This window comes from Aquabacterium sp., from assembly GCF_014378415.1.
Classification (GTDB): Bacteria; Pseudomonadota; Gammaproteobacteria; order Burkholderiales; family Burkholderiaceae_C; genus Aquabacterium.
On sequence record NZ_JACMNS010000119.1, the window covers coordinates 21,738 to 45,871 of the forward strand.

At 62.1% G+C, this 24,134-nt stretch carries 19 protein-coding genes and 1 tRNA gene; 7 read left to right on the forward strand and 13 right to left on the reverse strand.

Annotated elements, in window-relative coordinates; translation table 11 throughout:
* Positions 1–26: 26 nt before the first annotated feature.
* The 6 genes from clpX to H7225_RS11215 all read right to left on the reverse strand — a co-directional run bounded on the left by clpX (position 27) and on the right by H7225_RS11215 (position 8,128).
* Positions 27–1,307, reverse strand: coding sequence for an ATP-dependent Clp protease ATP-binding subunit ClpX (clpX, locus tag H7225_RS11190; RefSeq protein WP_290661827.1), 1,281 nt, complete (start codon positions 1,305–1,307; stop codon positions 27–29).
* A gap of 124 nt (positions 1,308–1,431) precedes the next feature.
* Positions 1,432–2,052, reverse strand: coding sequence for an ATP-dependent Clp endopeptidase proteolytic subunit ClpP (gene clpP / locus H7225_RS11195; protein ID WP_290661829.1), 621 nt, complete (start codon positions 2,050–2,052; stop codon positions 1,432–1,434).
* A gap of 212 nt (positions 2,053–2,264) precedes the next feature.
* Entirely contained in the window at positions 2,265–3,584 is a 1,320-nt protein-coding gene (tig, locus tag H7225_RS11200) for a trigger factor (RefSeq protein ID WP_290661831.1), read from the reverse strand.
* Positions 3,585–3,622: 38 nt separating this feature from the next.
* Positions 3,623–3,709, reverse strand: a tRNA-Leu gene (locus H7225_RS11205).
* Positions 3,710–3,813: 104 nt separating this feature from the next.
* Positions 3,814–6,957 (reverse strand): efflux RND transporter permease subunit, encoded by a 3,144-nt coding sequence (locus tag H7225_RS11210; RefSeq protein ID WP_290661833.1) that lies wholly within the window; start codon positions 6,955–6,957, stop codon positions 3,814–3,816.
* Between the two features lie 16 nt (positions 6,958–6,973).
* Positions 6,974–8,128: an efflux RND transporter periplasmic adaptor subunit gene (locus tag H7225_RS11215; protein ID WP_290661835.1), complete on the reverse strand. Its 1,155-nt coding sequence runs from the start codon at positions 8,126–8,128 to the stop codon at positions 6,974–6,976.
* A gap of 181 nt (positions 8,129–8,309) precedes the next feature.
* Between H7225_RS11215 and H7225_RS11220 the strand changes: the two genes are divergently transcribed.
* Positions 8,310–9,185: a squalene/phytoene synthase family protein gene (locus H7225_RS11220; RefSeq protein ID WP_290661837.1), complete on the forward strand. Its 876-nt coding sequence runs from the start codon at positions 8,310–8,312 to the stop codon at positions 9,183–9,185.
* On the opposite strand, the gene H7225_RS11225 is transcribed toward H7225_RS11220, so the two are convergent.
* Positions 9,168–10,148, reverse strand: a complete 981-nt coding sequence (locus H7225_RS11225) for a TIGR03790 family protein (protein WP_290661839.1) — start codon at positions 10,146–10,148, stop codon at positions 9,168–9,170. The two genes, H7225_RS11220 and H7225_RS11225, sit on opposite strands and share 18 nt — an antisense overlap.
* Before the next feature lie 304 nt (positions 10,149–10,452).
* Between H7225_RS11225 and H7225_RS11230 the strand changes: the two genes are divergently transcribed.
* Positions 10,453–11,196 (forward strand): IclR family transcriptional regulator, encoded by a 744-nt coding sequence (locus tag H7225_RS11230; RefSeq protein WP_290661841.1) that lies wholly within the window; start codon positions 10,453–10,455, stop codon positions 11,194–11,196.
* Positions 11,197–11,277: 81 nt separating this feature from the next.
* Here the strand turns inward: H7225_RS11230 and pbpG are convergent, their stop codons facing one another.
* The 5 genes from pbpG to H7225_RS11255 form a co-directional block, all read right to left on the reverse strand.
* Entirely contained in the window at positions 11,278–12,402 is a 1,125-nt protein-coding gene (gene pbpG, locus H7225_RS11235) for a D-alanyl-D-alanine endopeptidase (RefSeq protein WP_290661857.1), read from the reverse strand.
* Positions 12,403–12,560: 158 nt separating this feature from the next.
* On the reverse strand, positions 12,561–14,102 hold the full coding sequence (locus H7225_RS11240; protein WP_290661843.1) for a 2-isopropylmalate synthase: 1,542 nt from the start codon (positions 14,100–14,102) through the stop codon (positions 12,561–12,563).
* Positions 14,103–14,387: 285 nt separating this feature from the next.
* Positions 14,388–15,248 (reverse strand): CDP-diacylglycerol--serine O-phosphatidyltransferase, encoded by an 861-nt coding sequence (gene pssA / locus H7225_RS11245; protein WP_290661844.1) that lies wholly within the window; start codon positions 15,246–15,248, stop codon positions 14,388–14,390.
* The gene (locus tag H7225_RS11250) at positions 15,223–16,554 is read right to left on the reverse strand and encodes a mechanosensitive ion channel domain-containing protein (RefSeq protein WP_290661846.1); all 1,332 of its coding nucleotides are present in this window, start codon (positions 16,552–16,554) and stop codon (positions 15,223–15,225) included. The genes pssA and H7225_RS11250 overlap by 26 nt, the downstream gene beginning before the upstream one ends.
* A gap of 11 nt (positions 16,555–16,565) precedes the next feature.
* Positions 16,566–17,501, reverse strand: a complete 936-nt coding sequence (locus H7225_RS11255) for a histone deacetylase family protein (protein WP_290661848.1) — start codon at positions 17,499–17,501, stop codon at positions 16,566–16,568.
* A 49-nt stretch (positions 17,502–17,550) separates the two neighbouring features.
* On the opposite strand from H7225_RS11255, the gene H7225_RS11260 reads away from it, so the two are divergent.
* The 5 genes from H7225_RS11260 (at position 17,551) to H7225_RS11280 (ending at position 23,438) form a co-directional block, all read left to right on the forward strand.
* Complete coding sequence (locus H7225_RS11260) at positions 17,551–18,519, forward strand: MoxR family ATPase (protein WP_290661850.1); 969 nt, start codon at positions 17,551–17,553, stop codon at positions 18,517–18,519.
* On the forward strand, positions 18,516–19,607 hold the full coding sequence (locus tag H7225_RS11265) for a DUF58 domain-containing protein (RefSeq protein WP_290661851.1): 1,092 nt from the start codon (positions 18,516–18,518) through the stop codon (positions 19,605–19,607). The genes H7225_RS11260 and H7225_RS11265 overlap by 4 nt, the downstream gene beginning before the upstream one ends.
* Positions 19,604–21,730, forward strand: a complete 2,127-nt coding sequence (locus H7225_RS11270) for a transglutaminaseTgpA domain-containing protein (RefSeq protein WP_290661852.1) — start codon at positions 19,604–19,606, stop codon at positions 21,728–21,730. Before H7225_RS11265 ends, H7225_RS11270 begins: the two co-directional genes overlap by 4 nt.
* A gap of 47 nt (positions 21,731–21,777) precedes the next feature.
* Complete coding sequence (gene mltB, locus H7225_RS11275) at positions 21,778–22,950, forward strand: lytic murein transglycosylase B (protein WP_290661853.1); 1,173 nt, start codon at positions 21,778–21,780, stop codon at positions 22,948–22,950.
* 149 nt (positions 22,951–23,099) lie between these two features.
* Positions 23,100–23,438 (forward strand): H-NS histone family protein, encoded by a 339-nt coding sequence (locus H7225_RS11280; RefSeq protein WP_290661854.1) that lies wholly within the window; start codon positions 23,100–23,102, stop codon positions 23,436–23,438.
* An 86-nt stretch (positions 23,439–23,524) separates the two neighbouring features.
* Here H7225_RS11280 and H7225_RS11285 read toward each other — a convergent pair.
* Positions 23,525–24,134, reverse strand: a 610-nt coding sequence (locus tag H7225_RS11285) for an insulinase family protein (RefSeq protein ID WP_290661856.1), incomplete at its 5' end; no start/stop codon positions are given.

Here is a 24,134-nt window from a genome sequence, read left to right on the forward strand (position 1 = left end):
CACCCATCAGAGCAGGATGTTCAGAATCAAGCGCTGGCCTTGACCTGTTCCCGGTACACCAACAGGGGCTTGGCGTTTTCATCAATGGTGGGTTGATCCAGCACCACCTTTTGCACTCCTTCCTGGGTTGGCAATTCAAACATCGTGTCCAACAAGGATTGCTCCAGGATGGACCTCAAACCACGGGCGCCGGTCTTGCGGTTCAAAGCCTTGCGGGCAATGGCGACCAAAGCGGCTGGGCGGATTTCCAGCTCGACACCGTCCATGCCCAGCAGCTGTTGATACTGCTTGATCAGCGCGTTCTTGGGTTCGGTCAAGATGCGCACCAAGGCGTCTTCCGTCAACTCGCCCAACGTGGCAACCACGGGCATGCGGCCGATCAGTTCGGGGATGATGCCGAACTTGATCAGGTCTTCGGGCTCCACTTCTCGGAACACCTCGGACAGCTTGCGGTCTTCCTTGCTCTTGACCGAGGCGCCAAATCCGATGCCGGACTTGACCGAGCGGTTCTGGATGATTTTTTCCAGGCCGTCGAAGGCGCCACCACAGATGAACAGGATGTTGGTCGTGTCGATCTGCAGGAAATCTTGGTTGGGGTGCTTGCGGCCGCCTTGCGGGGGCACCGAAGCCATGGTGCCTTCGATCAGCTTGAGCAAAGCCTGCTGCACGCCCTCACCAGACACATCACGGGTGATGGAGGGGTTGTCGGACTTGCGCGAAATCTTGTCGATTTCGTCGATGTAGACGATGCCGCGCTGGGCCTTGTCCACTTCGTAATTGCAGTTTTGCAGCAGCTTCTGAATGATGTTTTCGACGTCTTCGCCCACGTAGCCGGCTTCGGTCAGCGTGGTGGCGTCAGCGATCACAAAAGGCACGTTGAGCAAGCGGGCCAGCGTCTGGGCCAGCAAGGTCTTGCCGGAGCCCGTGGGGCCGATCAGCAGGATGTTGCTCTTGGACAGCTCGATGTCGGGCTTCTTGCCATCGCCCGTGCCCATGTGGCGCAAGCGCTTGTAATGGTTGTACACCGCCACCGACAGCGTGCGCTTGGCAGTGTCCTGCCCGATCACATACTGGTCAAGCTGGGCCTTGATCTCGCCCGGGGTGGGCAAGTCGCTCTTGGCGGGACGAGTGGTGTGCTCGGACTCGGCGGCGACCTCATCACGGATGATGTCGTTGCACAGGTCGATGCACTCGTCGCAAATGAAGACCGACGGGCCGGCGATGAGCTTCTTGACCTCGTGCTGGCTCTTACCGCAGAAGGAGCAGTACAGGATCTTTTCGCTGGAAGAGCCTTTTTTTTCGGACATGGGGCAGGCCTGTCAGTGAGTCAGCAAATGTTGGTGATGATGATAAGTCAAACGCCTAAAGAGGCGGCCGGTCGAAGAAGAAGCCTTTGCTGGGGCTTTACCTCGGATCCAGCCTGCCCAAGCGTCAGGAAGCTGAGGCTTGGCGCTTTTCCAGCACTTTGTCGATCAAACCGTAGGCGGCAGACTCCGAAGCGGACATGTAGTAGTCGCGCTCGGTGTCCAGCTGGATTTTTTCCAAGGTCTGACCGGTGCGCTCGGCCAGGAGGCGGTTGAGTTGCTCGCGGGTTTTAAGGATTTCGCGGGCGTGGATTTCGATGTCCGTGGCCTGACCTTGCGTGCCACCCAAGGGCTGGTGGATCATGATCTTGGAGTTGGGCAGGGCAAAACGCTTTTCCTTGGCGCCTGCGGCCAGCAGGAAAGCGCCCATGCTGGCGGCCATGCCCATGCACAGCGTGGACACGTCAGGCTTGATGAACTGCATGGTGTCGAAAATCGACATGCCCGCACTCACGCTGCCGCCCGGCGAGTTGATGTACAGCGAGATGTCCTTGTCGGGGTTTTCGCTTTCAAGGAACAGCAACTGCGCCACGACCAGGTTGGCCGATTGATCGTTGACCGGCCCCACCAGGAAAACCACCCGCTCGCGCAGCAAACGGCTGTAGATGTCGTAGGCGCGTTCGCCGCGGCCTGATGTCTCGATGACCATGGGCACCAAGCCCAGATTTTGTGTGTCCAGAGCGCTCATGTGCTTCCTTGTGGAAAATTCAATGCGTGATTTGATTATGGCGCCTCGGAAGGCCCGCTAGAACGCCGGAAAAAGCAGGAGAGTGTCCTTGACGTCTTTCCGTTGCTAGGACGCACATGGGGACGTTCCCACAAAATAAAAGGCACCTGCCTCCACTGGGGATTGGCAGGTGCCCATGTCGGGGTCGAAACCCCAACGGGTTGGCGCAAAAATCAGCCTTGCTGACCCATCAATTCCTCAAAGCCCAGGCCCTTGTCGGTGACTTTGGCCTTCGTGAGGATGAAGTCAACCACATTGGCCTCGATCACCACGGCTTCGACTTCGGCCATGCGCTGACGATCGCTCATGTACCAGGCCACCACTTGCTGGGGCTGCTCGTAGCTTTGCGACAGCTCGGCAATGTGCTCTTGCAATTGCTCGGGCTTGGCGTGCAAGTTGTTGTTGCGCACCAACTCGCCCACGATCAGGCCCAGGCGCACGCGGCGCTCGGCCTGAGGCTGGAACATTTCGACGGGGATCGGGGCCTTCTCGGCATCCTTGACACCACGCGACTTGAGGTCGGCGCGGGCGCCCTCCACCAAGCGATCGGTTTCGGCAGCAACCAAGGAGTTGGGCACGTCGAACTCGGCAATCTTGAGCAGCGCATCCATGGTGGCAGCCTTGTTGCGGCCAGCCACGCGGAACTTCACTTCACGCTCAAGGTTCTTCTTGATGTCGGCGCGCAGCGCTTCGATGGTGGACTCGGGAAGACCCAGGCTGGCGACGAACTCTTCGTTCACTTCAGGCAGGTTTTGCGCTTCCAGTTTCTTCAGGGTCACCATGAAGTCGGCTTCCTTGCCAGCCACGTCTTTGCCGTGGTAGTCGTCAGGGAACTTCAGGGGGAAAGTCTTGGACTCGCCCGTCTTCATGCCGCGAACGGCCTTCTCGAAAGCTTCGAGCATCTGGCCTTCGCCCAGCAGGAACTGGTAGCCCTCGGCCTTGCCGCCGTCAAAGGGCACGCCGTCGATCTTGCCTTCGAAATCGATGGAGACGCGGTCACCGTCGACCGCCGCCTCGGTTTGAGGGCGTTGCTCGAATGTGCGGCGTTGCTTGCGCAGGATCTCGACGGTGCGGTCGATGGCGGCGTCGTTGACTTCAGCGGTAACGCGCTCGACTTCGGCAGTCGCCAGATCGCCGATGACGACTTGGGGATAGACCTCGAAGGTGGCGTCGAACAGCAACTTGCCTTCTTCAGCGGCAGAGCCTTCTTTTTCAGCAATGCGGGGCTGGCCAGCGACGCGCAGTTGCGCTTCGGCAGCGGCCTTGGAGAAGGCTTGGCCGACTTGGTCGTTGACGACTTCGTACTGCACGGAATAGCCGTAGCGCTGAGCGACCACGGTCATGGGCACTTTGCCAGGACGGAAGCCGTCAACCTTGACGGTGCGGGCCAGCTTCTTCAAGCGGGCGTCGACTTCGGTCCTGAGCACGTCGGCTGGCAGCGACAGCGTGATGCGTCGTTCCAGCTTGTCGAGGGTCTCCACGGTGACAGCCATTTTATGTACTCTCAAAATTAGGTGATTGATAAAAGGCCTGGTGCGCGGGGGGGGACTCGAACCCCCACACCATTGCTGGCGTCAGGACCTAAACCTGGTGCGTCTACCAATTTCGCCACCCGCGCATCGACTTTGACAACCAGACTGCAGTGATGCAGCCAAGTAGGCTATTTAGTCGTAACCACCGATTCTACCGTGCCCTGAGCACAGTTTTCATCGGCGGCGACCCTCATGCCGGTCTGCGCACCCGGAACCAAGCCGCGTACATGGCTGGCAGGGCCAACAAGGTCAAGGCGGTGGCCACGATCAGGCCGCCCATGATGGCGACAGCCATCGGGCCCCAGAACACGCTGCGTGTCAGGGGGATCATGGCCAGCACGGCGGCGGCGGCGGTCAGCACGATGGGGCGGAAACGGCGCACGGCCGCCCCGACGATGGCGTCCCAGTCGGCCACGCCTTGGGCGCGGTCTTGCTCGATCTGGTCAATCAGGATGACCGAATTGCGCATGATCATGCCCATCAGGGCCACCACACCCAGCAAGGCGACGAAGCCGAATGGCCGATTCAGAAGCAGCAATGCGGCGGCAACACCCGCGATGCCCATGGGTCCGGTCAGGAACACCAACAAGGCACGCGAGAAGCTTTGCAGTTGCAACATCAGCAGGGTGAAGATGATGAACAGCATGGCGGGCATGTTGGCGAAGATCGAACCTTGCCCCTTGCTGCTTTCTTCGGCCGTGCCGGCCAGCTCGAAGTGAAAGCCCGCGGGCATCTTTTGCTGCAGGGCCATCATCTGCGGCCACAAGGCCGTGCTGACGGTGGGCCCCTGCGTGCCTTCGGTGACATCGCCCTGCACCGTGATGGCGAAATGGCGGCCTTCACGCCACATCACGCCGGGCTCCCACACCAGTTGTGGCTTGCCGACCTGCAGCACGGGGACCATGCGACCAGACGCGGTGGGAATGTAGGAGTTGTCCAGCGCGCTCAAGGTGGCGCGCTCTGACAACGGCGTGCGCATGACGATGTCGATGAGGCGGTCCTGATCGCGGTATTGGCCGACGGTCGAGCCCGAGGTGGAGACGCGGATGGCCTGCGCGATCGACTGGGTGGTCACGCCCAGGGCCCTCGCCTTGGACTGGTCCACGACCAGGCGGATGGCCTTGATCGACTCGTTCCAGTTGTCGTTGACGCCCGTCATGTTGGGGTGGGCGCGCATCAAGGTCTTGGCTTCTTCAGCCCAGTGGCGCAGTTGGGCGGGGTCTTCTCCCACGATGCGGAACTGCACCGGGTATGGCACGGGGGGGCCATTGGGCAACAGGCGCAGGCGGGCGCGAACCTCGGGGAACTCGGTGGCCAACAACTCGGGCAAGCGGGCGCGCAAGGTTTCGCGCATCTGTGGATCGATCGGCATCACGATCGCCTGACTGACGTTGCTCTGCGGGAAGATCTGGTCCATGGGCAGGTAGAAGCGCGGCACGCCGGCGCCAATCCAGGTGCTGACGGACTTGACGCCGTCTTCCTTCATGACGCGCGCCTCGAAGCGCTTGGCCACGGCCTCGGTGGCGTCAAAGCTGGTGCCTTCGGGCATCCACAGGTCCACCAACAGCTCGGGGCGGCTGGAGTCGGGGAAGAACTGTTGCTGCACCTTGCCCATGCCGAGCACACCCAGTACCAGGGCCAGGATGGTCAAGCCAATGGTGATCCAGCGGTGTTCCACGCACCAGTTCACCAGGGCCTTCAAACGGCGGTAGAACGGGGTGTCGTGCAGATCGACCTTGGGGCCGCCATTGGCAGACTGGAACTTGGGCCGGGTCTTGAGCAGGTGCTGTCCCAAGTAAGGCACGAAGTAAACCGAGACCACCCAGGACACGATCAAGGCGGCGGCCGTGACGGCAAAGATGGCGAAGGTGTACTCCCCCACCGCCGATTGCGCCAGGCCGATGGGCAGGAAGCCTGCGGCGGTGATCAGCGTACCGGTCAACATGGGCATGGCGGTGATGTCGTAGGCGGCGGTGGCCGCGGCCACCTTGTCGTAGCCTTCCTCCAGCTTGTGCACCATCATTTCGACCGCGATGATGGCGTCATCCACCAGCAGGCCCAGGGCAATGATCAGCGCCCCCAGCGAGATCTTGTGCAAGCCCACGTTCCAGAAATACATGATCAGAAAGGTGACGGCCAGCACCAGTGGGATGGTGATGGCCACCACCAGGCCAGGCCAGATGTCCAGGCGCAAGGGCTTGGTGTGCAGGCCCAGGCTGATGAAGCTGACGGCCAGCACCACGGCCACTGCCTCGACCAGCACGTGGACGAACTCGCCCACTGAGTTGGACACCGACTTGGGCTGGTCCTGGATCTGGTCGAGCTCGATGCCCACGGGCAGGTCGGCGTGCACCTTGTCAGCGGCAGCTGTCAGGCTCTTGCCCAACTGGATGATGTCGCCGCCCTTGGCCATCGAGATGCCGACCGCGATGATGTCCTTGCCGTTGTGGCGCACCTTGGTGGTCGCGGGCGAATCGTAGGCCCGGCGGATGGTGGCGACATCGCCGAGTCGCGCGGTTCGGGCTTGCCCTGTGGCCGGATTGACGGCCCGGATGGGCATTTGGCGCAGTTGATTGACGGAGGTGAATGCGCCGGTGACGCGCATCTGGATGCTGTCGTTCGCGCCGGAGTACACGCCCGCGCCCTCGATGCCGTTCTGGGCATTGAGCTGCTGGATGAACTGGCCCATGTCCAGGCCCATCTGCGCCAGCTTTTGCTGGGGTACTTCCATGAAAATCTTCTCGGGCTGCACGCCGAACAGCTCGACCTTGGCCACGCCGGGCACCTGCAGGAACTGCGATCTGACCTTTTCAGCGAACTGACGCAATTCTTCCGGGGTGAAGCCATCGGCCGACAAGGCGTAGATGGAGCCGTACACGTCGCCGAACTCGTCATTGAAGAACGGGCCGACCACACCCGGCGGCAAGGTGTGCCTGATGTCGCCGACCTTCTTGCGCACTTGGTACCAGAGGTTGGGGATCTCTTTGGGCGGCGACGAGTCCTTGACCTGCATGAGGGTGAACGACTCACCTGGCTTGGTGTAGGAGCGGATCTTGTCGGCGTAGGGCACCTCCTGAAGCGTGCGCTCGATTTTGTCGGTGACCTGTTCGGCCACTTCTTGCGCCGTGGCCCCAGGCCAATATGCCCGCACGACCATGACCCGGAAGGCAAAAGGCGGGTCTTCATCCTGACCCAGCTGGAAGTAGGCGGCCAGGCCCAGCAGCATCAACACGATCATCAGGTAGCGCGTGAGCGCCTGATGCTCCAGCGCCCAACGGGACAGGTTGAAATGACGGGCCGAAGGATCGGCCACTTTCTTGACGATGTCGGTCACAGTGGGCTCCTGGGGATCACTGCGAAACGGCAGACTGGCTGGCCGCCGGTGGCGCGCCAGCGGCCGCCAAATCCAAGGCGGTTTGATAGCGCTTGACCTTCTGACCCGGCTTGAGCACGTGCACCCCGGCCGTCACGATCTCCTGCCCAGCCTTGAGCCCATTGGCCACGATCACGATGTTGCCGGTGACATCTGCCGTGATCACCGGCTGGGCCTTGACGGTCATGCTGGTGCCATCGAGCACCCACACCGCCGACCGGCCATTCAACTCGACCAGGGCTTGCAATGGCACCCGCAAACCGGCGGCATAGCGCACAGGGGTGCTCAGGGCCACGGTCGCGGTTTGACCTAACTCGTAGGCGCCCTGCCCCACGTCGGCTTTGACCAGGAAAGTGCGGGTCACGCTGTCGGTGGCGGCCGAGACTTCGCGGATCTTGGCGGGCAACCATTCTTGCGTGCCCCAACGGCGCACCTTGATGGCACCGGGCTTGTTCAGCAAGGCGCGCATGGTGGGCGCCATGTCTTCCGGCACCGAGAACAGCGCATCGCGCGGGCCATCCTGGGCCAAGGTCAGCACGGGCGTGCCGGCGTTCACCACTTGTCCGGGCTCGGCGTCCACGGCGGTGATGACGCCGGAGGCGTTCGCCGTCAAGGTGGCGTAAGTGGCCTGGTTGCCCTGCACGCCGGCTTGGGCGCGCGCTTGGCGCAAGCTGGCCTCGGCTGACTTCAAGGTGGTGCTGTGGCGGTCCAGCTCGGCCACGCTGATGAAGCCCTGGCCCTTGAGCTCACTGAAGCGCTTGAAGTCAGCCGCCGCCTGCGCGGCATTGGCCTCGGCCGCGGCCAGGCCGGCACGGGCCGACTCCTGGGTCAGGCTCAGATCCTGGGGATCGAGCTGCGCCAGCATCTGGCCCGGCTTGATGGCCTGACCCAACTCGACCTGGCGGCGCAACACCTTGCCGGGCACCCTGAAGCTCAAGCGAGATTCAATGCGCGCGCGGATTTCGGCCGAGAATTCCCGGTCGACCACGCCACCGGTTTCACTCAATACCAACGTGCGCACAGCCCGGATCGGCTCAGGGGCCGGGGGCGTTTTGCCGCAACCCACGGTGGCCAGCAACAAGGGGGTCGCCAGGACAAACGCGAAAAGCCGGGTGCGAGGGGGCATGCTCATGAGTTCGCTCAATTGATGGAGGGCCATGGCAGCGGCACATGGTTCATCCCTGTCATGGTGTTAATCCGCTGACTTTCATCTAAGGGCATGATCGTAACTGACCAGCGGGTCAGTAATGTGATTTTTTCTGAATGCGCCGCGACAATTGAGACAATGTGGCGTCTTTGTCCACACCCCACCCATGCCCCAAACGCCAAATGCCCCCCCGCCCCTGATCAGGCCGGGCAGCAGTCTCTACTATGCAATGCAATCCGCCCCCATGGCACTGCGCCCGGCACTGCAAGTCTGGGTTCATTGGTGGCATGAGGTCAGCGCCATCCCCTTGACCGTGAATGACCCGGGTGTGGCCCAGACAAAACTGGCGTGGTGGCACCAAGAGGTGCTCAACAGCTTTGACGGCAAACCTGCTCATCCGCTGACCAAGCCATTAGCAAAGTCCGCGCCTGCCCCGGGACAATGGCCGCCCAAGGACCTGTGGTTGGCGCAGGTCGATGGCATGCAAGCCCTGCTGCAACAGACGCGCTGGCTGGACGAAGTCAGCCAGAAGAAGCACGCCCTGGCCAGCACCGGTGCCGCCTGCGAAGCGGCAGCCCACCTGCTTGGGGCCCGGTCTCCCGCAGCACTGTCGGCCGCCCGAGAACTGGGCTTGGGACTTCGGCAAGCCCATCACCTGAGCCGGTTAGGGCAGGATGCTCGGCTGGGCTGGCTGCACACCCCGGTCAGCATCCTGCAGCAGCATGACGTTAAAGCCCATGAACTTCTGCGTCCTTCACCAGGTCAAGCGCCAGCACATTGGCCCGCCCTGTTGACCTATTTGCATGCACAGGCCCGGCAAAACTTGACGGCGTCGTGGAAGGCCATCGCCCAACTGCCACGCGCCGAACGACAAGCGCTGCGGCCGCTGGCCGTGTTGGCGGCATTGCAGATCGCCTTGATTGACGAGATTGCCGCACAAGGCGAGCGCGTGCTGCACGAACGCATCATGCTGACACCGCTGCGCAAGTGGTGGATCGCCACCCAGGTGCGCTGGGGGTGGTTTTCAGCGGCCGAACGGTGACGCCAGGGGCTCGCCCACGAACAGGCCTTGCTGGGGCCAGGCCACGCTTTTCCAGTAGGCCTCCAGGGCAGTGGCCCCTTGCAAGTAAAATCCGATTAAAGCCTGCGGATGTGGAAACTTCTGCAGGTGGGCGCAAGGCTCGCTGGTGGTGCCGTAGCTGGCCGTGACGCCAGCGTCAATCCAGGACAGCACGGTCATCTGCCCGTGCGGTTTGTCCAGGATGCCGCCGAACGACGTCAAGTGATCCCCCAAGGCCCCCGGCACGAACTCATTGGTGTCCAGAAAATCAACCTGCGCACGCCCCGTTTGGTACAGCATGACCCGGTCGGCATTTTTCAAGGCGTCGGTTTGGTCCAGGTGGACATCCACGCCGAATGGTGGGTTGCTGCCCGCCGGCGGAAACAGCTGTTGGCGCACGCTGCGAACGTTGTCCGAGGTGGTGACAAAATGGGCATTCACCGCGGGTGCACCACGCAACCCCAAGGTGCCATCAGAGCGCACGCCCCGATCGATCAAGGCCTTGGCTGAATCGGCATCCTTGGCCGCCAACAACATGCTCAAACGCATGCGGTGATCGGTGTAGGGCTTGGTCGAACTGGAGCCGAAATAGGTGGACGATTTCGTCGGCGCAGCACAAGTGTTGGTGCACAGCTTGGCGTCGTAGCCCATGGCCAGCGCCCCCGTGATGGAGTTGCAATTCACCCCGTAAGGAAGCCGCCAGGTCAAGGCCAGGGCCTGCACCTTGGGGCCAAAAAAATCATCAACCTGCTTTTTGAAGGCTTCGAACTCGTCGGGCGCCAAGGTGGACTTCATGGGCAGGCTGACCCGGAGCACCCGGCTGGCAGGAATGGCGCGGGCCTTGGCGTAGTACTCGCCGATCTGAACGGAATAAGGATCGTCAGTGTTGATGACGACACCCAGGTCTTTGGCCGTGAGGTGCCCAAAAACACGAGGCATGGTCATCCATCGGCGGCTTGATGCAGCCGATGCCGCGCCAGACGCTGCAGCTGCATCGCTGTACTCGGCCGCGAGGGATGGCACCGCAGCATTCAAGGTAGGGGCGGCGGCCAGTAGCAGGAGCCCAGATGCCAATCCGCCGGCCCAACCCGCCCGAACCAAGACTTCACGGAAGATATTTTTCATAAGACGTTATCAAATCCCGGAAAGTGGGCTGATGTGACCCTATATGGGCCTCAAGCCACTGATTATTTCGCCGAATGACGAGGGATCCCACCTTTCAAAATGGTTTGCCACAAAGGAAAACCCGATGAGTGAACCCACTTCGCCCTCCACTTCGATCCAGGTCATGGCCAGAATGTTCAGTCTTTTAGACACCCTGGCCCACGAAGGAGACTCCGTTTCGCTGAAAATCGTGAGCGAACGCACGGGCTTGCACCCATCTACTGCCCACCGCATCCTCAACGATCTGGCCGTTGGCGGTTTTGTCGAACGATCCGGTCCCGGCACCTACCGGCTGGGCCTGCGCTTGTTGCAGCTGGGCAACCTGGTCAAATCGCGACTGGATGTGCGCGCCCTGGCAATGCGCCCCATGCAGGAACTGCACCGCCTGACCGGTCAGACCGTTGCTTTGCACATCCGGCAGGACGACGACTCGGTTTGCGTGGAACGCACCAGCAGTGAACGCAATGGCATCCAGGTCAACCGGGTGCTGGGCGCCCGCACGCCGCTGGTCGCCAGTGCATCAGGCAAGGTGTTGATCAGCCAGTGGACGGCCGCGCAGTTGCACACCCTGGCCCAAGCCAACGGCATCCGCGCTGACACACTGCACACCGAACTGCAAAATGTTCGGGCAAATGGTCTGGCGGTGGACGGTGATTCGGTGGAGGCCCCACAGCAACAGGCTGCAGCGCCCGTCATTGATGACAATGGCCAGATCGTGGCCAGCCTGGCCTTGAACACCTCCAGCCTGCGTTTGAGCGCCGAATGGCGCGAGGCACTGAAGGGTGCTGCTGGTCGGATTTCCACATCGATGGGCTGGTCGGGGCGCTGAGCAACTGAACCTCCGCAAGACATGACAAAGGCCCCGAGGGGCCTTTGTCATGTCTTGCGGATCAAGCCAGCAGGTGATCCATCAGGAAGTGACCTTGGGAATGGCCACCAGATCGGCCGAGCCACGCGGCGTCTGAGGTGCGGTTTCAATCCAGCGGCGAACACGTTCGGCGTCTGCCTGGCGCGAGTACTTGCCCGTGGAATCCAGAAAAACCATGATCAGCTTGCGACCTGCCATGCGGGCCTGCAAGACCAGGCAGCGGCCTGCTTCAACGATGTAACCGGTCTTTTGCAGACCGATGTCCCAGTTGGGGTTGCGCACCAGGCTGTTGGTGGTGTGAAACTGAAGCTGGCGCGCCCCCAGGTGGACAGCGTACTCGCGCGAGGTGGACAGCTCGCGGATCAAAGGCTGCTGGTAAGCGGCCTTGACCAGCGTGGCCAGGTCGCGCGCGCTGGATTGGTTCTGGCTGCTCAGCCCGGTCGGCTCAACGTACTTGGTGTCGGCCATGCTCAAGAGCTGCGCCTTGCGGTTCATCGCCACCACAAAGGCCTGCATGCCCCCCGGGTAGATGCGGCCCAAGGCATGCGCTGCGCGGTTTTCAGAAGACATCAAGGCCAGGTGCAACAATTCGCCCCGGGTCAGTGTGGCACCCACGGCCAAGCGTGAGCTGCTGTTCTTTTCGGTGTCCACATCGTCTGAAGTGATGGTGATGGACTCGTCGAGCGACAACTTGGCCTCAACCACCACCATGGCGGTCATCAGCTTGGTCAGTGAGGCAATGGGCAGCACCGCTTCGGAATTCTTGGACAGCAAAACCTCATTGGTGTCTTGGTCCATCACGAACGCCACGCTGGATTTGAGGTACAGCGGATCAGGCGTGTGGTGCAGACCATAAAGCTGGCCAAAGGATGCGCCCGAAGCGGCAGACATGCCCGCTGCAGCGGCGGCCGTGGTCTTGATGACAGCGCCACCCGCTGATCTGGACAGGGAGGCCGCCAAAGGCATGGGCGGTTCTTCAAGCGAAATTCTGGCGGGGCCACGGGCACGAACTGCGCGTGACTTGCGCACCACGGAGGCCTTGACCTTGGTGCTTTGCACCGTGCTCGTGGACTTCTGGGCAGCGGCCGTGCGTGTTTTCGCCTTGGTTTTGGCTTTGGCCTCTGCCAAGCCTGGCGTGCTCAAGGCCAGGCAGGCCACCGACAGCATCACCAACAACGTCAAACAACTTTTTTTGAACTTCTCGAGCACGACCATCACAGCCCTTTCGTCACAGTGCGAAGTGTAATTAAAAAGGCGCGCCGGATCAATGACTTACGCGCCTTTTGTAAAGTGACCTCGCCATTCAGGCCATCAGAATAAAGGGTTTACCCCTGGGCGGCCACCCTTTCGGCCTTGCTGTGCAGCTTGTTCAAGGCTGACAGGTAGGCTTTGGCGGATGCCACCACGATGTCCGGATCGGCTCCGACCCCATTGACCACGCGCCCACCGTGTTGCAAACGAACGGTCACCTCTCCTTGTGATTCTGTGCTTCCGGAGGTAATCGCATTGACCGAGTAGAGGACCATTTCTGCGCCACTTTTCACGACAGCCTCAATTGCCTTGAGACTGGCGTCCACCGGGCCATTGCCATCGCTTTCGGATTGGTGCTCAACATCACCGCCTGCGAACACAACGCTGGCGTGCGGGCGCTCGCCCATTTCCGAGTGCTGGGACAGCGCCACCAGTCGGTAGTGGTCCTGTTCGGCGGTCAGGCTTTCGTCGCCGACCAGGGCGATGATGTCCTCGTCGAAGATTTCGCTTTTGCGGTCGGCCAGTTCCTTGAACTTGGCGAAGGCGGCGTTGATGTCGGCCTCGGACTCGATGGTGATGCCGAGTTCGGTCAGGCGTTGCTTGAAGGCATTGCGGCCCGACAGCTTGCCCAGCACGATTTTGTTGGCGGCCCAGCCCACATCTTCCGCGCGCATGATTTCATAGGTGTCACGCGCTTTCAGCACGCCATCCTGGTGGATGCCCGAGGCGTGCGCGAACGCATTGGCGCCGACCACGGCCTTGTTGGGCTGCACCACAAAACCGGTGGTTTGGGACACCAGCCGCGAGGCCGGCATGATTTGCGTGGTGTCGATGCCCACGTCAAGATTGAAGTAATCGCGGCGGGTGCGCACGGCCATGACTATTTCTTCGAGCGCGGCATTGCCGGCCCGTTCGCCCAGGCCGTTGATGGTGCATTCCACCTGGCGAGCGCCACCAATCTGGACGCCGGCGAGCGAGTTGGCCACGGCCATTCCCAGGTCGTTGTGGCAATGCACCGACCAGATCGCCTTGTCGGAGTTGGGCACGCGCTCGCGCAAGGTTTTGAGGAAATTGCCGTACAGATCGGGGATGCCGTAACCCACCGTGTCGGGGATGTTGATGGTGGTGGCCCCCTCGTTGATGACGGCCTCGATCACGCGACTGAGGTAGTCCATGTCCGAGCGGTAGCCGTCTTCGGCCGAGAACTCAACATCGTTGGTGAGGTTGCGGGCAAAACGCACCGACAGCTTGGCCTGCTCGAGCACCTGCTCGGGCGACATGCGCAGCTTCTTCTCCATGTGCAGTGCGCTGGTGGCGATGAAGGTGTGGATGCGCCAGGAATTGGCGCCCTTCAAGGCTTCGGCGGCACGGGCGATGTCGCGATCGTTGGCACGGGCCAGCGAGCACACGGTGCAATCCTTGATCGCGGCGGCAATCGCCTTCACTGCTTCAAAGTCACCATTGGATGAGGCGGCAAAACCAGCCTCGATCACGTCCACCTTGAGGCGTTCCAGCTGGCGGGCGATGCGCAGCTTTTCTTCGCGGGTCATGGAGGCACCGGGCGATTGCTCGCCATCGCGCAAGGTGGTGTCGAAAATGATGAGTTTGTCGGTCATGGTGGTCTCCGTGGGACGAGTCAAAGGGTCTGGCCAAACCTCGGCCACTTGGGATGTTGGGTTTGGCGACACTTGAAATGACTGCTACCAAACAAAACGGCCCGCGGGCAATGCTGGCGGGCCGTTTTGCGAAAGTTCGGATGTGTACGTTGGTACAAACGAAAGCGATCAACGCGCCCGGGGCACTCCTAGAAGTAGTAGCAGGTTGGCGTTGAAGGTCGTCATGAAGATAAATATAGCACGAGGCTCAGGGCGCCGTACCGGGCAAAAGCCCCAAAAAAGCTATCAGCGGTGTAGGCCTTCTTCATCGGGCTCATCGGTCGAGGTGGAGATCACGCTCACCGGTTTGCCCTTCATGCGCTTCCAGACATAAACACCGTAACCCGACACGCCGTAGATCACGAAGATCGAGAACAACACGCCCGCCGGGTGGATGTTGATCACCGCGATGCCCAGGGCGATGGCCACGATCACGATGAAAGGCACCGTGCGCTTGAAGCTGATGTCCTTGAAGCTGTAAAACGGGACGTTGGTGACCATGGTCAGGCCGGAATACAAGGTCAAGCCAAAGGCCAACCACACCAACCAGGGTTGTGTGCGGGCCGATTCACCCAGGTCGGTCACGACCCAGATCAGGCCCATGACCAGCGCGGCGGCGGCGGGACTGGGCAGGCCCTGGAAGAAACGCTTGTCGACCACGCCGATGTTGGCGTTGAACCGCGCCAATCGAAGAGCAGCGCAGGAGCAATATACAAAGGCGGCAATCCAGCCCCATTTGCCCAGGCCTTTCAGCGCCCATTCGTAGACGATGAGCGCCGGAGCGGCACCAAACGAGACCATGTCCGACAGGCTGTCCATCTGCTCGCCAAACGCGCTCTGCGTGTTGGTCATGCGCGCCACCCGGCCATCCAGGCTGTCCAACACCATGGCGCAGAACACGCCAATGGCCGACTGCTCGAACTGCCCATTCATGGCCATCACGATGGCGTAAAAGCCGCCAAACAACGCCGCCAGCGTGAACAGGTTGGGCAAGATGAAAATGCCCTTGCGGCGCCGGCGCGTGCTGGGAGAGTCTTCCGTGTCGTCCAGGGGCAAATCGACCGCACGGGTCGAGGCTGGGTCAGGTTGCGTCGTGGGTAATGTCATGTTCGGCGGAGGATACCTCAAGCGGTGGACGGTGATGAACCACCCTTTGAGGATAGGGAATATCGACTTTCAGTTGATTCAGCGTGGCCAAAATGGCCAGATTGACCTCGGAGCGCGCTGCCAGTTGGCCATTTTCAGGGTCGGCGATCCAGAAGGCCACGGTCAGGCCCAAGCCATCGGAGGCAAAGGCCGTCAAGTGAACCGCCGGCGCAGGACTGGGCAGGATGCGGGGGACTTTGGCCACGGCCTCGGCCAGCAAGGGGCGCAGCCAATCCAGGTCGGTGCCATAGGCGACTTGCACCTCGGTCATGAGCAGCAACTTGTTGTCGGCCAGTGAGGCGTTTTCAACCCGCTGGGTGATCAGCATTTCATTGGGGACGATGGCTTCGCGCCCGGCCGACGAGCGCAGCACGGTGTAGCGGGTGTTGATGTCGGTGATGCGGCCTTCGAAGTTGTCCACCTTGACCAGATCGCCAATGCGCAGGCTGCGTTCGGCCAGAATGACGAAACCGCTGACGTAGTTGGCGGCCAGTTTTTGCAGGCCAAAGCCCACGCCCACGCCAATGGCGCCGCCCAGCACCGACAGCGCGGTCAGGTCGATGCCCACGGCCGACAAGGCCATCATCAAGCCCACGGTCAGCAGCAAGGCCCTGGACAGGTTGGCCATGATCTTGCGCAGCGACATGTTGTCGGTGGCGCCTTTGAGCAGGCGGTTTTCAATCGCCGAAGACAGCGACAACGACAGGATCAGCACCAGCACCGCGCTGAACGCCCCTTCGATCAGGTTGCGCAGGCTGACCTGGCTGGAGCCGATCTTCCAGCTGATGTCGTCCAGCTCGTCCAGGATCAAAGGCATCACGCCCATGATCCACAGCACGCTACCTGCCCAGGCCATCCAGGACACCGTGCGTTCGATGACGCGCATGGCGGGGGCATTTGGAAACACCACGCCGAGCACCTTGACGGTCAACCGGATGACGGCCAGGGACACCAGCACCGGGATGGCCACGCGGAACACGGCCAAGGGGATTTCGACACCCGCCAGAAAGCGTCGCGCGCCCAGCGCGAGGATGAGCGCGAGGATGGGAAACAGCACCCCGTCCACCACATGCTGGCCAAACCAGATGGACTTGGGATCGGCCTGCCGGCCACGCGTCAGGCGCACCATCAGCCAGGCACCGCCCAGGCAAGCGAGCAAGAGGCCCAGTTCGGCCAGAGCCGTGGGCTGCTGCAGTTGGGTCCAGAGTTTGGTGAGTTCTTCGGCCGTCAAGGGCTGGGCGGTGTGCAGAGAGGGCGTTGTCGGCATGGGGGTGAAGCTTACTCGTCGATCAACACGCGCAAATGAGCCGCGACACTGCGGCCCAAGGCGTCCAGGTTGTAGCCGCCTTCCAGGCAGGACACGATCCTGCCCTTGGCAAAGCGTTTGGCCACGTCCATGATTTTTCGGGTGATCCAGGCGTAGTCGGCTTCGACCAAACCCAGACCGCCCAGGTCATCCTCGCGGTGAGCGTCAAAGCCGGCGGAAATGAAGATCATCTCGGGCTTGAAAAACTCCAGGCGGTGCATCCAGTAGGTTTCCACGATTTCGCGGATCACCTTGCCGTTACTTCGGGCCGGCACGGGCACGTTGACCATGTTGGCGGCGTGACAGTCCTCGCCACTGTAAGGGTAGAAGGGGTGTTGGTAAAAGCTGACCATCAAAACTCGGTCATCGTTGGCCAGGATGTCTTGGGTGCCGTTGCCGTGGTGCACGTCGAAATCCACGATCGCCACGCGCTTGAGGCCCCGCACATCCAGCGCGTGCCGGGCTGCGACAGCCACGTTGTTGAACAGGCAAAAACCCATGGTTTGTCGGCGCGTGGCGTGGTGGCCGGGCGGGCGCACCGCGCAAAAGGCATTGTCCAGCTGACCATCGATGACAGCGTCGGTGGCGGCCACGGCGGCACCGGCCGCTCGCCATGCGGCCGAGCGGGTGCCCGGGCTCGCCATGGTGTCGGGATCGAGCGCCCGGGTGTCACCGGTGGACTCCAGCTGGTGCAGGAAATCATCCAGCGTCGCCACGTAGTTGCTCTCGTGGGCCAAGCTCAGATCGGACACCTTGGCCAGCGGCGCTTCGTGCTGCGACATCAAGGCATCCAGGCCTTGGGCACGCAGGTGGTCGGCGATGGCGAGCAGGCGCTGGGGGCACTCGGGGTGGCCGGGGCCCATGTCGTGGGCCAGGCAATCTGGATGGGTGAAATAACCGGTCGACATGGGTCAGTCCCGTGCGGTGTGGCCCGCCGGTTTGGGTTAAGGTAATGCCATGCTTCTTCGCACCGAACCGCTCCCTGCTGCAGCGTCAAGCGCCGCCGCCTTGAAGACCTCGCAGATCACACAGCTCGTTGATCAGATTAGCACGATCATCGTGGGCAAGCGAGACCAGGTCACCCTCAGCGTGATCTGCCTGCTGGCCGGCGGTCACCTGCTGATCGAAGACATACCAGGCGTGGGCAAGACCACCTTGTCGCAAGCCCTGGCACGTTGCTTGGGCCTGAGTTTTTCGCGCATCCAGTTCACGGCAGATTTGCTGCCCTCCGACCTGATCGGGGTGAGCGTGTATGAACGCCAGCGCGAAGAATTCGTCTTTCACCCTGGGCCTGTTTTTGCACAGGTGTTGCTGGCCGATGAAATCAACCGCGCCGGCCCCCGCACCCAGAGTGCCTTGCTGGAAGCGATGGAAGAACGCCAGGTGTCGGTGGAAGGCGAAACACGCCCCCTGCCCTCGCCGTTTTTCGTCATCGCCACGCAGAACCCTTCCGAACAACTGGGCACGCACCCGCTGCCTGAATCTCAGTTGGACCGGTTTGCCATGCGCCTTTCATTGGGCTACCCCGACCCGGCGGCAGAACGCGCGCTGCTGATGGGCGAAGACCGCCGTCAGGCCATTCAACACCTGCAGCCTTTGCTGTCGCCCAGCGAATGGGCCGCTTGGCAAGCCAAGGTCAACACCATCCACGTCGCCGATGCCTTGCTGGACTACCTGCAAGCCTTGCTGACCGCTACGCGCGATGGCCGCTGGTTTGCGCAGGGCCTCAGCCCTCGCGCGGGCCTGTCTTTGCTCAAACTGGCCAGGGCTCGCGCCTTGTTCCTGGGGCGCGGCCATGTGTCGCCCGAAGACATCCAGACGCTGTGGGTGCCCACCGTGGCGCACCGGCTGGTGTCTTTGCCGCAATCAGGCCGCAGCGCCACCGCCCAGGCCCGCGCGCTGCTGGAGGCCACCCAAGTGCCATGAGGACCGGTTGGCGTCCCGGTCGTCTGTTGGGTCCCTTCAAGTGGCTGGTGCGGCGGCCGCAGGTTTGGTGGCGCCAGTGGTGGGAGTCGCGCTTGCAACCGCGCGAGCAGGTCACCTTCACCCAGCGCAACCTGTACATTCTGCCCACGCCGGCTGGCTGGGGCTTTGCCGTGGTGATCATGGTGATGCTGCTGGCCTCCATCAACGAGCAGATCAACCTGGGCTATGCGCTGACCTTCATGGTCAGCGGCGCCGCCTTGATGACGATGCACATCACCCACGCCAATGTGCGTGGCCTGAGCATGCGCCTGCTGCCATTGCGCAGCCTGCACGCGGGCGATGTACTGCGGATGGGCGTGGTCCTGGCCCACACCGGCACGCGCCGTGGGCGTTTTGGCCTGGAGTTGAAAGTGACCCGCCCGATCGCTGCCGGCATCGCTTCGCACGACGAGGCCAAGGTGGAGTGCGAAGTGGCGCCCGCCAGTGAAACGACGGTGGAGATGGACGTGCCCGCCGCATTGCGTGGCTGGCTGGACCTGCCACGGTTGACGCTGCAAAGCCGATATCCAATGGGTTTGTTCCGGGCCTGGGGCTACTGGCGCCCACAAGGCCGCGTGCTGGTCTGGCCAGCGCTGGATCTCTTTGCGCCGCCTTTGCCCGACAGCGCCAGCGAGGTGCCTGATGCGCGCACAGTGCGCCCCGTCGGCCCCTCGACCGAGATGCCGGAAGGTTTGAGGGCCTACCGACGAGGTGACCCACTGCGCTGGATTGCCTGGAAAAAATCAAGCCACGCCCTGGCCTCGGGCACAGGCCTGGTCAGCCGTGAACCGGCGGCCGGCCGCACGCCTGATCTTTGGCTGGACTGGGACCACAGCCATGGCCTGCAAGGGCTGGATGCGGAAGCACGCGTGAGCCGCCTGACCAGTTGGGTCATCCTGGCCGACCAACACGCGGGCATGGCCTATGGGCTGAAATTGCCAGGTCAGGCCATTGACTGCGGCCAGGGCAGCGCCCACCTCAGGGCCTGCCTGGATGCATTGGCCTTGTGGGGCCTTGTCGAACCACCGGCCCGAAAGGTTCGGCGATGAAGCGCCCTCAACTGGCCATCAGCCGCGAAGGCCGCGACACACTGTGGCTGCTGGCCATGCTGGCCGTGATCATGGCCCCCCACGCCGCCCGCTTGCCGCTGTGGTGCGCCGTGGGCGCCACCCTGGCCATGCTGTGGCGAGCGCACATGGCCTGGCGCGACAGCCGCCTGCCACCGCGCTGGGTATTGCTGCTGGCTCTGGCGGGCTGCGTCGGCTTGACCTTGTTGACCCACCGAGCGCTGTTTGGCCGCGAAGCGGGCGTGACCCTGGTGGTGGTGCTGACCGGCCTGAAGACGCTGGAACTGCGCGCCCGCCGCGATGCCTTCGTCGTGACCTCGCTGGGATTTTTCCTGATCCTGACGCAGTTTCTGTACTCGCAAAGCATCTTGCTGGCTGCCTTGATGGCGGTGGCCGTTTGGGGGTTGATGACCTCGCTGGTGCTGGCACAGCGGCCCTTGGGCCGCCCGCCCTTGCTGACCGTGGCCCGCGAGGCTGGGCGCACGCTGGTCTGGGGTGCGCCCTTGATGCTGGTGCTCTTTTTGCTGTTCCCCCGCATTGGCCCGCTGTGGGCACTGCCTTCGGATGCACAAGCTCGCACGGGCTTGTCCGACAGTTTGACGCTGGGCAACGTGGCCGAACTGGCCCTGGACGACAGCATTGCCATGCACCTGCGTTTTGAAGGCCCCCCGCCCGCCCCCTCGGAGATGTATTTCCGAGGGCCGGTGCTGGACGACTTTGATGGCCAAACCTGGCGAACCCGCCGCGCGCCCCGCGACGACATCGAAGGTACAACGCAGGAGCCCGTCGAAACCCGCGGCCCCACCATCCGCTACCAACTCACGATGGAGGCCACCCACGCCAGGATCTTGCCCTTGCTGGAAGCCACGCTGAAAGTTCAGACACCGCCACAACAGGCTGCGTTGAGGTTGGAGCGCCAAGGTCTGGCCTGGACCATGGGCAACGCCCTCCATGAGCGCGTTCAACTTGAAGCGCAAGCCTGGACCCAATTCCGACACGGCGTGAGCCACACCCCACAAGAACTGGCCACCTGGGTGCAACTCCCACGTGGCTTCAACCCCCGCACCATCGCCTGGGCCCAGGCTTTCCGACGCGATCCTGCCTTGGCTCAAGCCAAGCCACGTCAAGTGGTGCAGGCCGTGCTGGCCCACATCCGCCGAGAGAACTACAGCTACACCCTGGCGCCCGGCGATGAAGCGACCTCGCCAGACCAGGCGCAGCACCAAGTCGATCGATTCTGGCTGGACCGGCGCGCCGGTTTTTGCGAGCACTTTGCCTCGTCGTTTGTGGTGGTGATGAGGGCCATGGGCGTGCCCAGCCGCGTGGTGAGCGGCTACCAGGGCGCCGAGCTCAACGCCGTCAATGGCCTGTACGTCGTCAGGAACAGCCACGCCCACGCCTGGGCCGAGTATTGGCAAGCCGGCGAAGGCTGGGTTCGCGCCGATCCCACCGCCGCAGTCGCGCCCGAGCGGATTGACCGCAGCCGCCCCTTGGCCGCACCTCGCAGCGGGCTGGCCGGCACCCTGCCCCAGTTTGACTCGCCCATCTGGCGCCAAGGCAAAGCATTCTGGGAAGCCACCAACTACCGCTGGAACGTCTGGGTCTTGCAATACTCCCGAGGCCGCCAACAACAACTGCTGGGCAAGCTGGGTTGGGACGCCAATGACTGGACGGACGTTGCCCGGGCCTTGACCATCGCCTTGTCGGGCATTGCCCTGGCCGGCGTGGGCTGGCTGTGGCTGACCCGCGAACGCCTCCACCAATCACCCTGGTTGGGCCCCATGGGTCGCGTCCACCGCGCCCTGGTCAAGGCGGGCATTCCCCCCTCCGACGGCCTGGCCCCGGCCTCGGCGCTGAACTGGGCCCGGGCCTTGCAAAACCTGGCGCCCGCTGCCGACGAACGCCAGGCGCACCTGGTCAGCCAGATGGTGTCCGCCCTGCAAGCGCTGGATGCCCTGCGCTATGGCCCGAACCTGGATGCCGCAGGCCAAGCCATCAAACCACGCCAGCAGTTGGCCCAAGCCAAGCCGCTGATCAGGTCCATCGAAGAAGGGGCCCGCCAGTGGCGCACCCTGCGGGCCAAAGGGCGGCATCGGGCACACTGAGGTCCGAGGTGCCCAAATCGGGGCGCCACCAAACATCACGCGCGCCCATGACGACCTTGCCAGACCTGTTTTTGCGACTCCGCCTCACCGTGCCGTGCGCCGTGGTCATGGGCTTGAGCGGGTGTGCCAGCACCCCCACGCCAGCGCCTCAAGCCGTCATCACGGCCTCTTCGTCTGACACGGGCCTGGCATCGGCAGAGGCGTCCGATGGGCAGGCCGTTGCAGCGCCCATGCTGGTTCAGACCGAGGTGCCCGCCCCCGAACCTGGCAACTATGCCCAAAGAGACGATGCGCGCCTGCTGGCCGATCGCCTGGCGCAAGACTTTCAGCTGGACCCAAGCTGGGTATTCTCAATGCTGTCCCAAGCCCGCTTCAAGGAAAGCATCACCAAGTTGATCATGCCCGCGCCCAGTGGCACCGCCAAGAACTGGGCGGTCTACCGCAGCCGCTTCGTTGAACCGATCCGCCTCAAGGCGGGGGTGAGCTTCTGGCGCACCTACGAACTGGACCTTCGACGTGCCGAAGCGCGCTGGGGCGTGCCCGCCAGCATCATTGCCGGGGTCATTGGTGTGGAATCGATCTACGGCCGCAACACTGGTAACCACCGCGTGCTGGATGCCTTGGCCACCCTGGGTTTGGATTTCCCAAAAGGCCGCAGCGACCGCAGTGCTTTTTTTCAAAAAGAATTAGGCCATTTCCTGAAGCTGTGCGAGGAACAAAACATGGACCCGACCACGGTGTTGGGCTCCTACGCGGGGGCCTTGGGTTTACCGCAATTCATGCCCAGCTCGGTTCGAAACTTTGCCATTGATTTTGATGGCGATGGCCGCATTGACCTGCTTCGCAGCCCGGTGGATGCCATTGGCAGCGTGGCCAAATACCTGGCTGAGCATGGCTGGCGAAAAGACATGCCCACATACTATGAAATATCACCGCCCACCGACGCCGATGCACTGGCCCAATTGCTGGCCCCGGACATCGTGCCCAGCTTCAGCGTGGCCCAGATGCAAAGCCTGGGCGCGGTCCTGCCCGATGTGGCTCAAACCCACACGGGTTTGCTCGCTTTGGTGAAACTCCAAAATGGCGAGGCGGCACCCACTTATGTGGCAGGAACTGACAATTTTTACGCGGTCACGCGTTACAACCAGTCCAGCTATTACGCCTTGGCGGTGATTCAACTGGGACAGGCCGTGTCCCGAGCCGCCAGCAATTCACCCTGAATTCCAGACAGCCATTTATAGAAATATTCTGGGCTGATTTGCAAACTGAATATATTTGTGTTTAGAATTCGGCCGTGGAGTTTAGCGCTCGGCTCTGATTCCCTCAATAACTATTCAACGCCCCTGACATCGGGCCACAAGGACTCTTCATGAGCAACTACCAAGATCTTCTGGCAAAAAAGGCCGCCCTCGAAAAGCAATCGGCCGAACTCGACAAACAATTGCATGATGCTCGCCGCGCTGAACGTGCTGGCGTGATCTCCCAAGTCAAATCCCTGATGGCTGAACACGGCCTGACCCTGGCAGACCTGGGTGCCGGCAAAGCTGGTGGCACAGGCAAGGCCCCATCGGCCAGCGCCGGCCGCAAAGTCGCCCCCAAGTACCGCAACACCGCCACCGGCGAAACCTGGACCGGCCGTGGCCTGCAACCCAAGTGGGTTCAAGCCGCTGTGGCATCGGGCAAGAAACTCGAAGATTTCGCGATCTGAATTTGAATTGACCTTCGGTTGATTCTGCAAAAAGCCGGCGTTCATGCGCCGGCTTTTTTATTGACTTTACGCTTGGATTCAAGCCTTCACTGAACCTTGTCCTTGAAATCACCCGCCAGCCCAAACACAAATTGATCCGGCTTGAGATAACGCCTCAAGGCCTGATTGACCTGATCCAGGGTCAAAGCCTCCAAAGCCGCATCTACTTTGGCCGACACCTCGAATGTTCGGTCCAGGTACAGGTTGCTGACCCAGGCACCGGCCAAGCGCGCATCTTGCGCTCGCGACAATTGTCTGAAATTCAAGAGCCCCCGTTTGCCTGACTCAAACTCGGCTTGCATAAACCCCTGGGCCAGCACCTTGGCCACTTCTTCGCGGAAGGCCGACTCCACCTTGCCCCGATTTTGCGGCGCAAAAATGGCCGAGGCCCCCCACTGTGAATTGGGCTCGATCGAATTCCATTGCACGGTGCTGTAAACGCTGTAAGACAAACCTTCCTTTTCACGGATGCGGTTCCAGAGTCTGGAATCACCCCCGGAGCCCAGCAAATGATTGGCCAGCATGAAGGCCGGGTAGTCAGGGTGCAAATCATTCAAAGGCAAATCTTGCAGCACCTGCATGGCCGCATTTTGTTTGTCGGGCGTGAGCAGCACCAGGCGCGCTGGCGCCACGGGTATCAAAGGCGATGGCACGCGC

Coding starts and splice junctions, on each gene's coding strand:
- clpX (WP_290661827.1), bottom strand. CDS start 1,307: ATGTCCGAAAAAAAAGGCTCTTCCAGCGAAAAGATCCTGTACTGCTCC.
- clpP (WP_290661829.1), bottom strand. CDS start 2,052: ATGAGCGCTCTGGACACACAAAATCTGGGCTTGGTGCCCATGGTCATC.
- tig (WP_290661831.1), bottom strand. CDS start 3,584: ATGGCTGTCACCGTGGAGACCCTCGACAAGCTGGAACGACGCATCACG.
- H7225_RS11215 (WP_290661835.1), bottom strand. CDS start 8,128: ATGAGCATGCCCCCTCGCACCCGGCTTTTCGCGTTTGTCCTGGCGACC.
- H7225_RS11220 (WP_290661837.1), top strand. CDS start 8,310: ATGCCCCAAACGCCAAATGCCCCCCCGCCCCTGATCAGGCCGGGCAGC.
- H7225_RS11225 (WP_290661839.1), bottom strand. CDS start 10,148: ATGACCATGCCTCGTGTTTTTGGGCACCTCACGGCCAAAGACCTGGGT.
- H7225_RS11230 (WP_290661841.1), top strand. CDS start 10,453: ATGAGTGAACCCACTTCGCCCTCCACTTCGATCCAGGTCATGGCCAGA.
- pbpG (WP_290661857.1), bottom strand. CDS start 12,402: ATGCTGTCGGTGGCCTGCCTGGCCTTGAGCACGCCAGGCTTGGCAGAG.
- H7225_RS11240 (WP_290661843.1), bottom strand. CDS start 14,102: ATGACCGACAAACTCATCATTTTCGACACCACCTTGCGCGATGGCGAG.
- pssA (WP_290661844.1), bottom strand. CDS start 15,248: ATGACATTACCCACGACGCAACCTGACCCAGCCTCGACCCGTGCGGTC.
- H7225_RS11250 (WP_290661846.1), bottom strand. CDS start 16,554: ATGCCGACAACGCCCTCTCTGCACACCGCCCAGCCCTTGACGGCCGAA.
- H7225_RS11255 (WP_290661848.1), bottom strand. CDS start 17,501: ATGTCGACCGGTTATTTCACCCATCCAGATTGCCTGGCCCACGACATG.
- H7225_RS11260 (WP_290661850.1), top strand. CDS start 17,551: ATGCTTCTTCGCACCGAACCGCTCCCTGCTGCAGCGTCAAGCGCCGCC.
- H7225_RS11265 (WP_290661851.1), top strand. CDS start 18,516: ATGAGGACCGGTTGGCGTCCCGGTCGTCTGTTGGGTCCCTTCAAGTGG.
- H7225_RS11270 (WP_290661852.1), top strand. CDS start 19,604: ATGAAGCGCCCTCAACTGGCCATCAGCCGCGAAGGCCGCGACACACTG.
- mltB (WP_290661853.1), top strand. CDS start 21,778: ATGACGACCTTGCCAGACCTGTTTTTGCGACTCCGCCTCACCGTGCCG.
- H7225_RS11280 (WP_290661854.1), top strand. CDS start 23,100: ATGAGCAACTACCAAGATCTTCTGGCAAAAAAGGCCGCCCTCGAAAAG.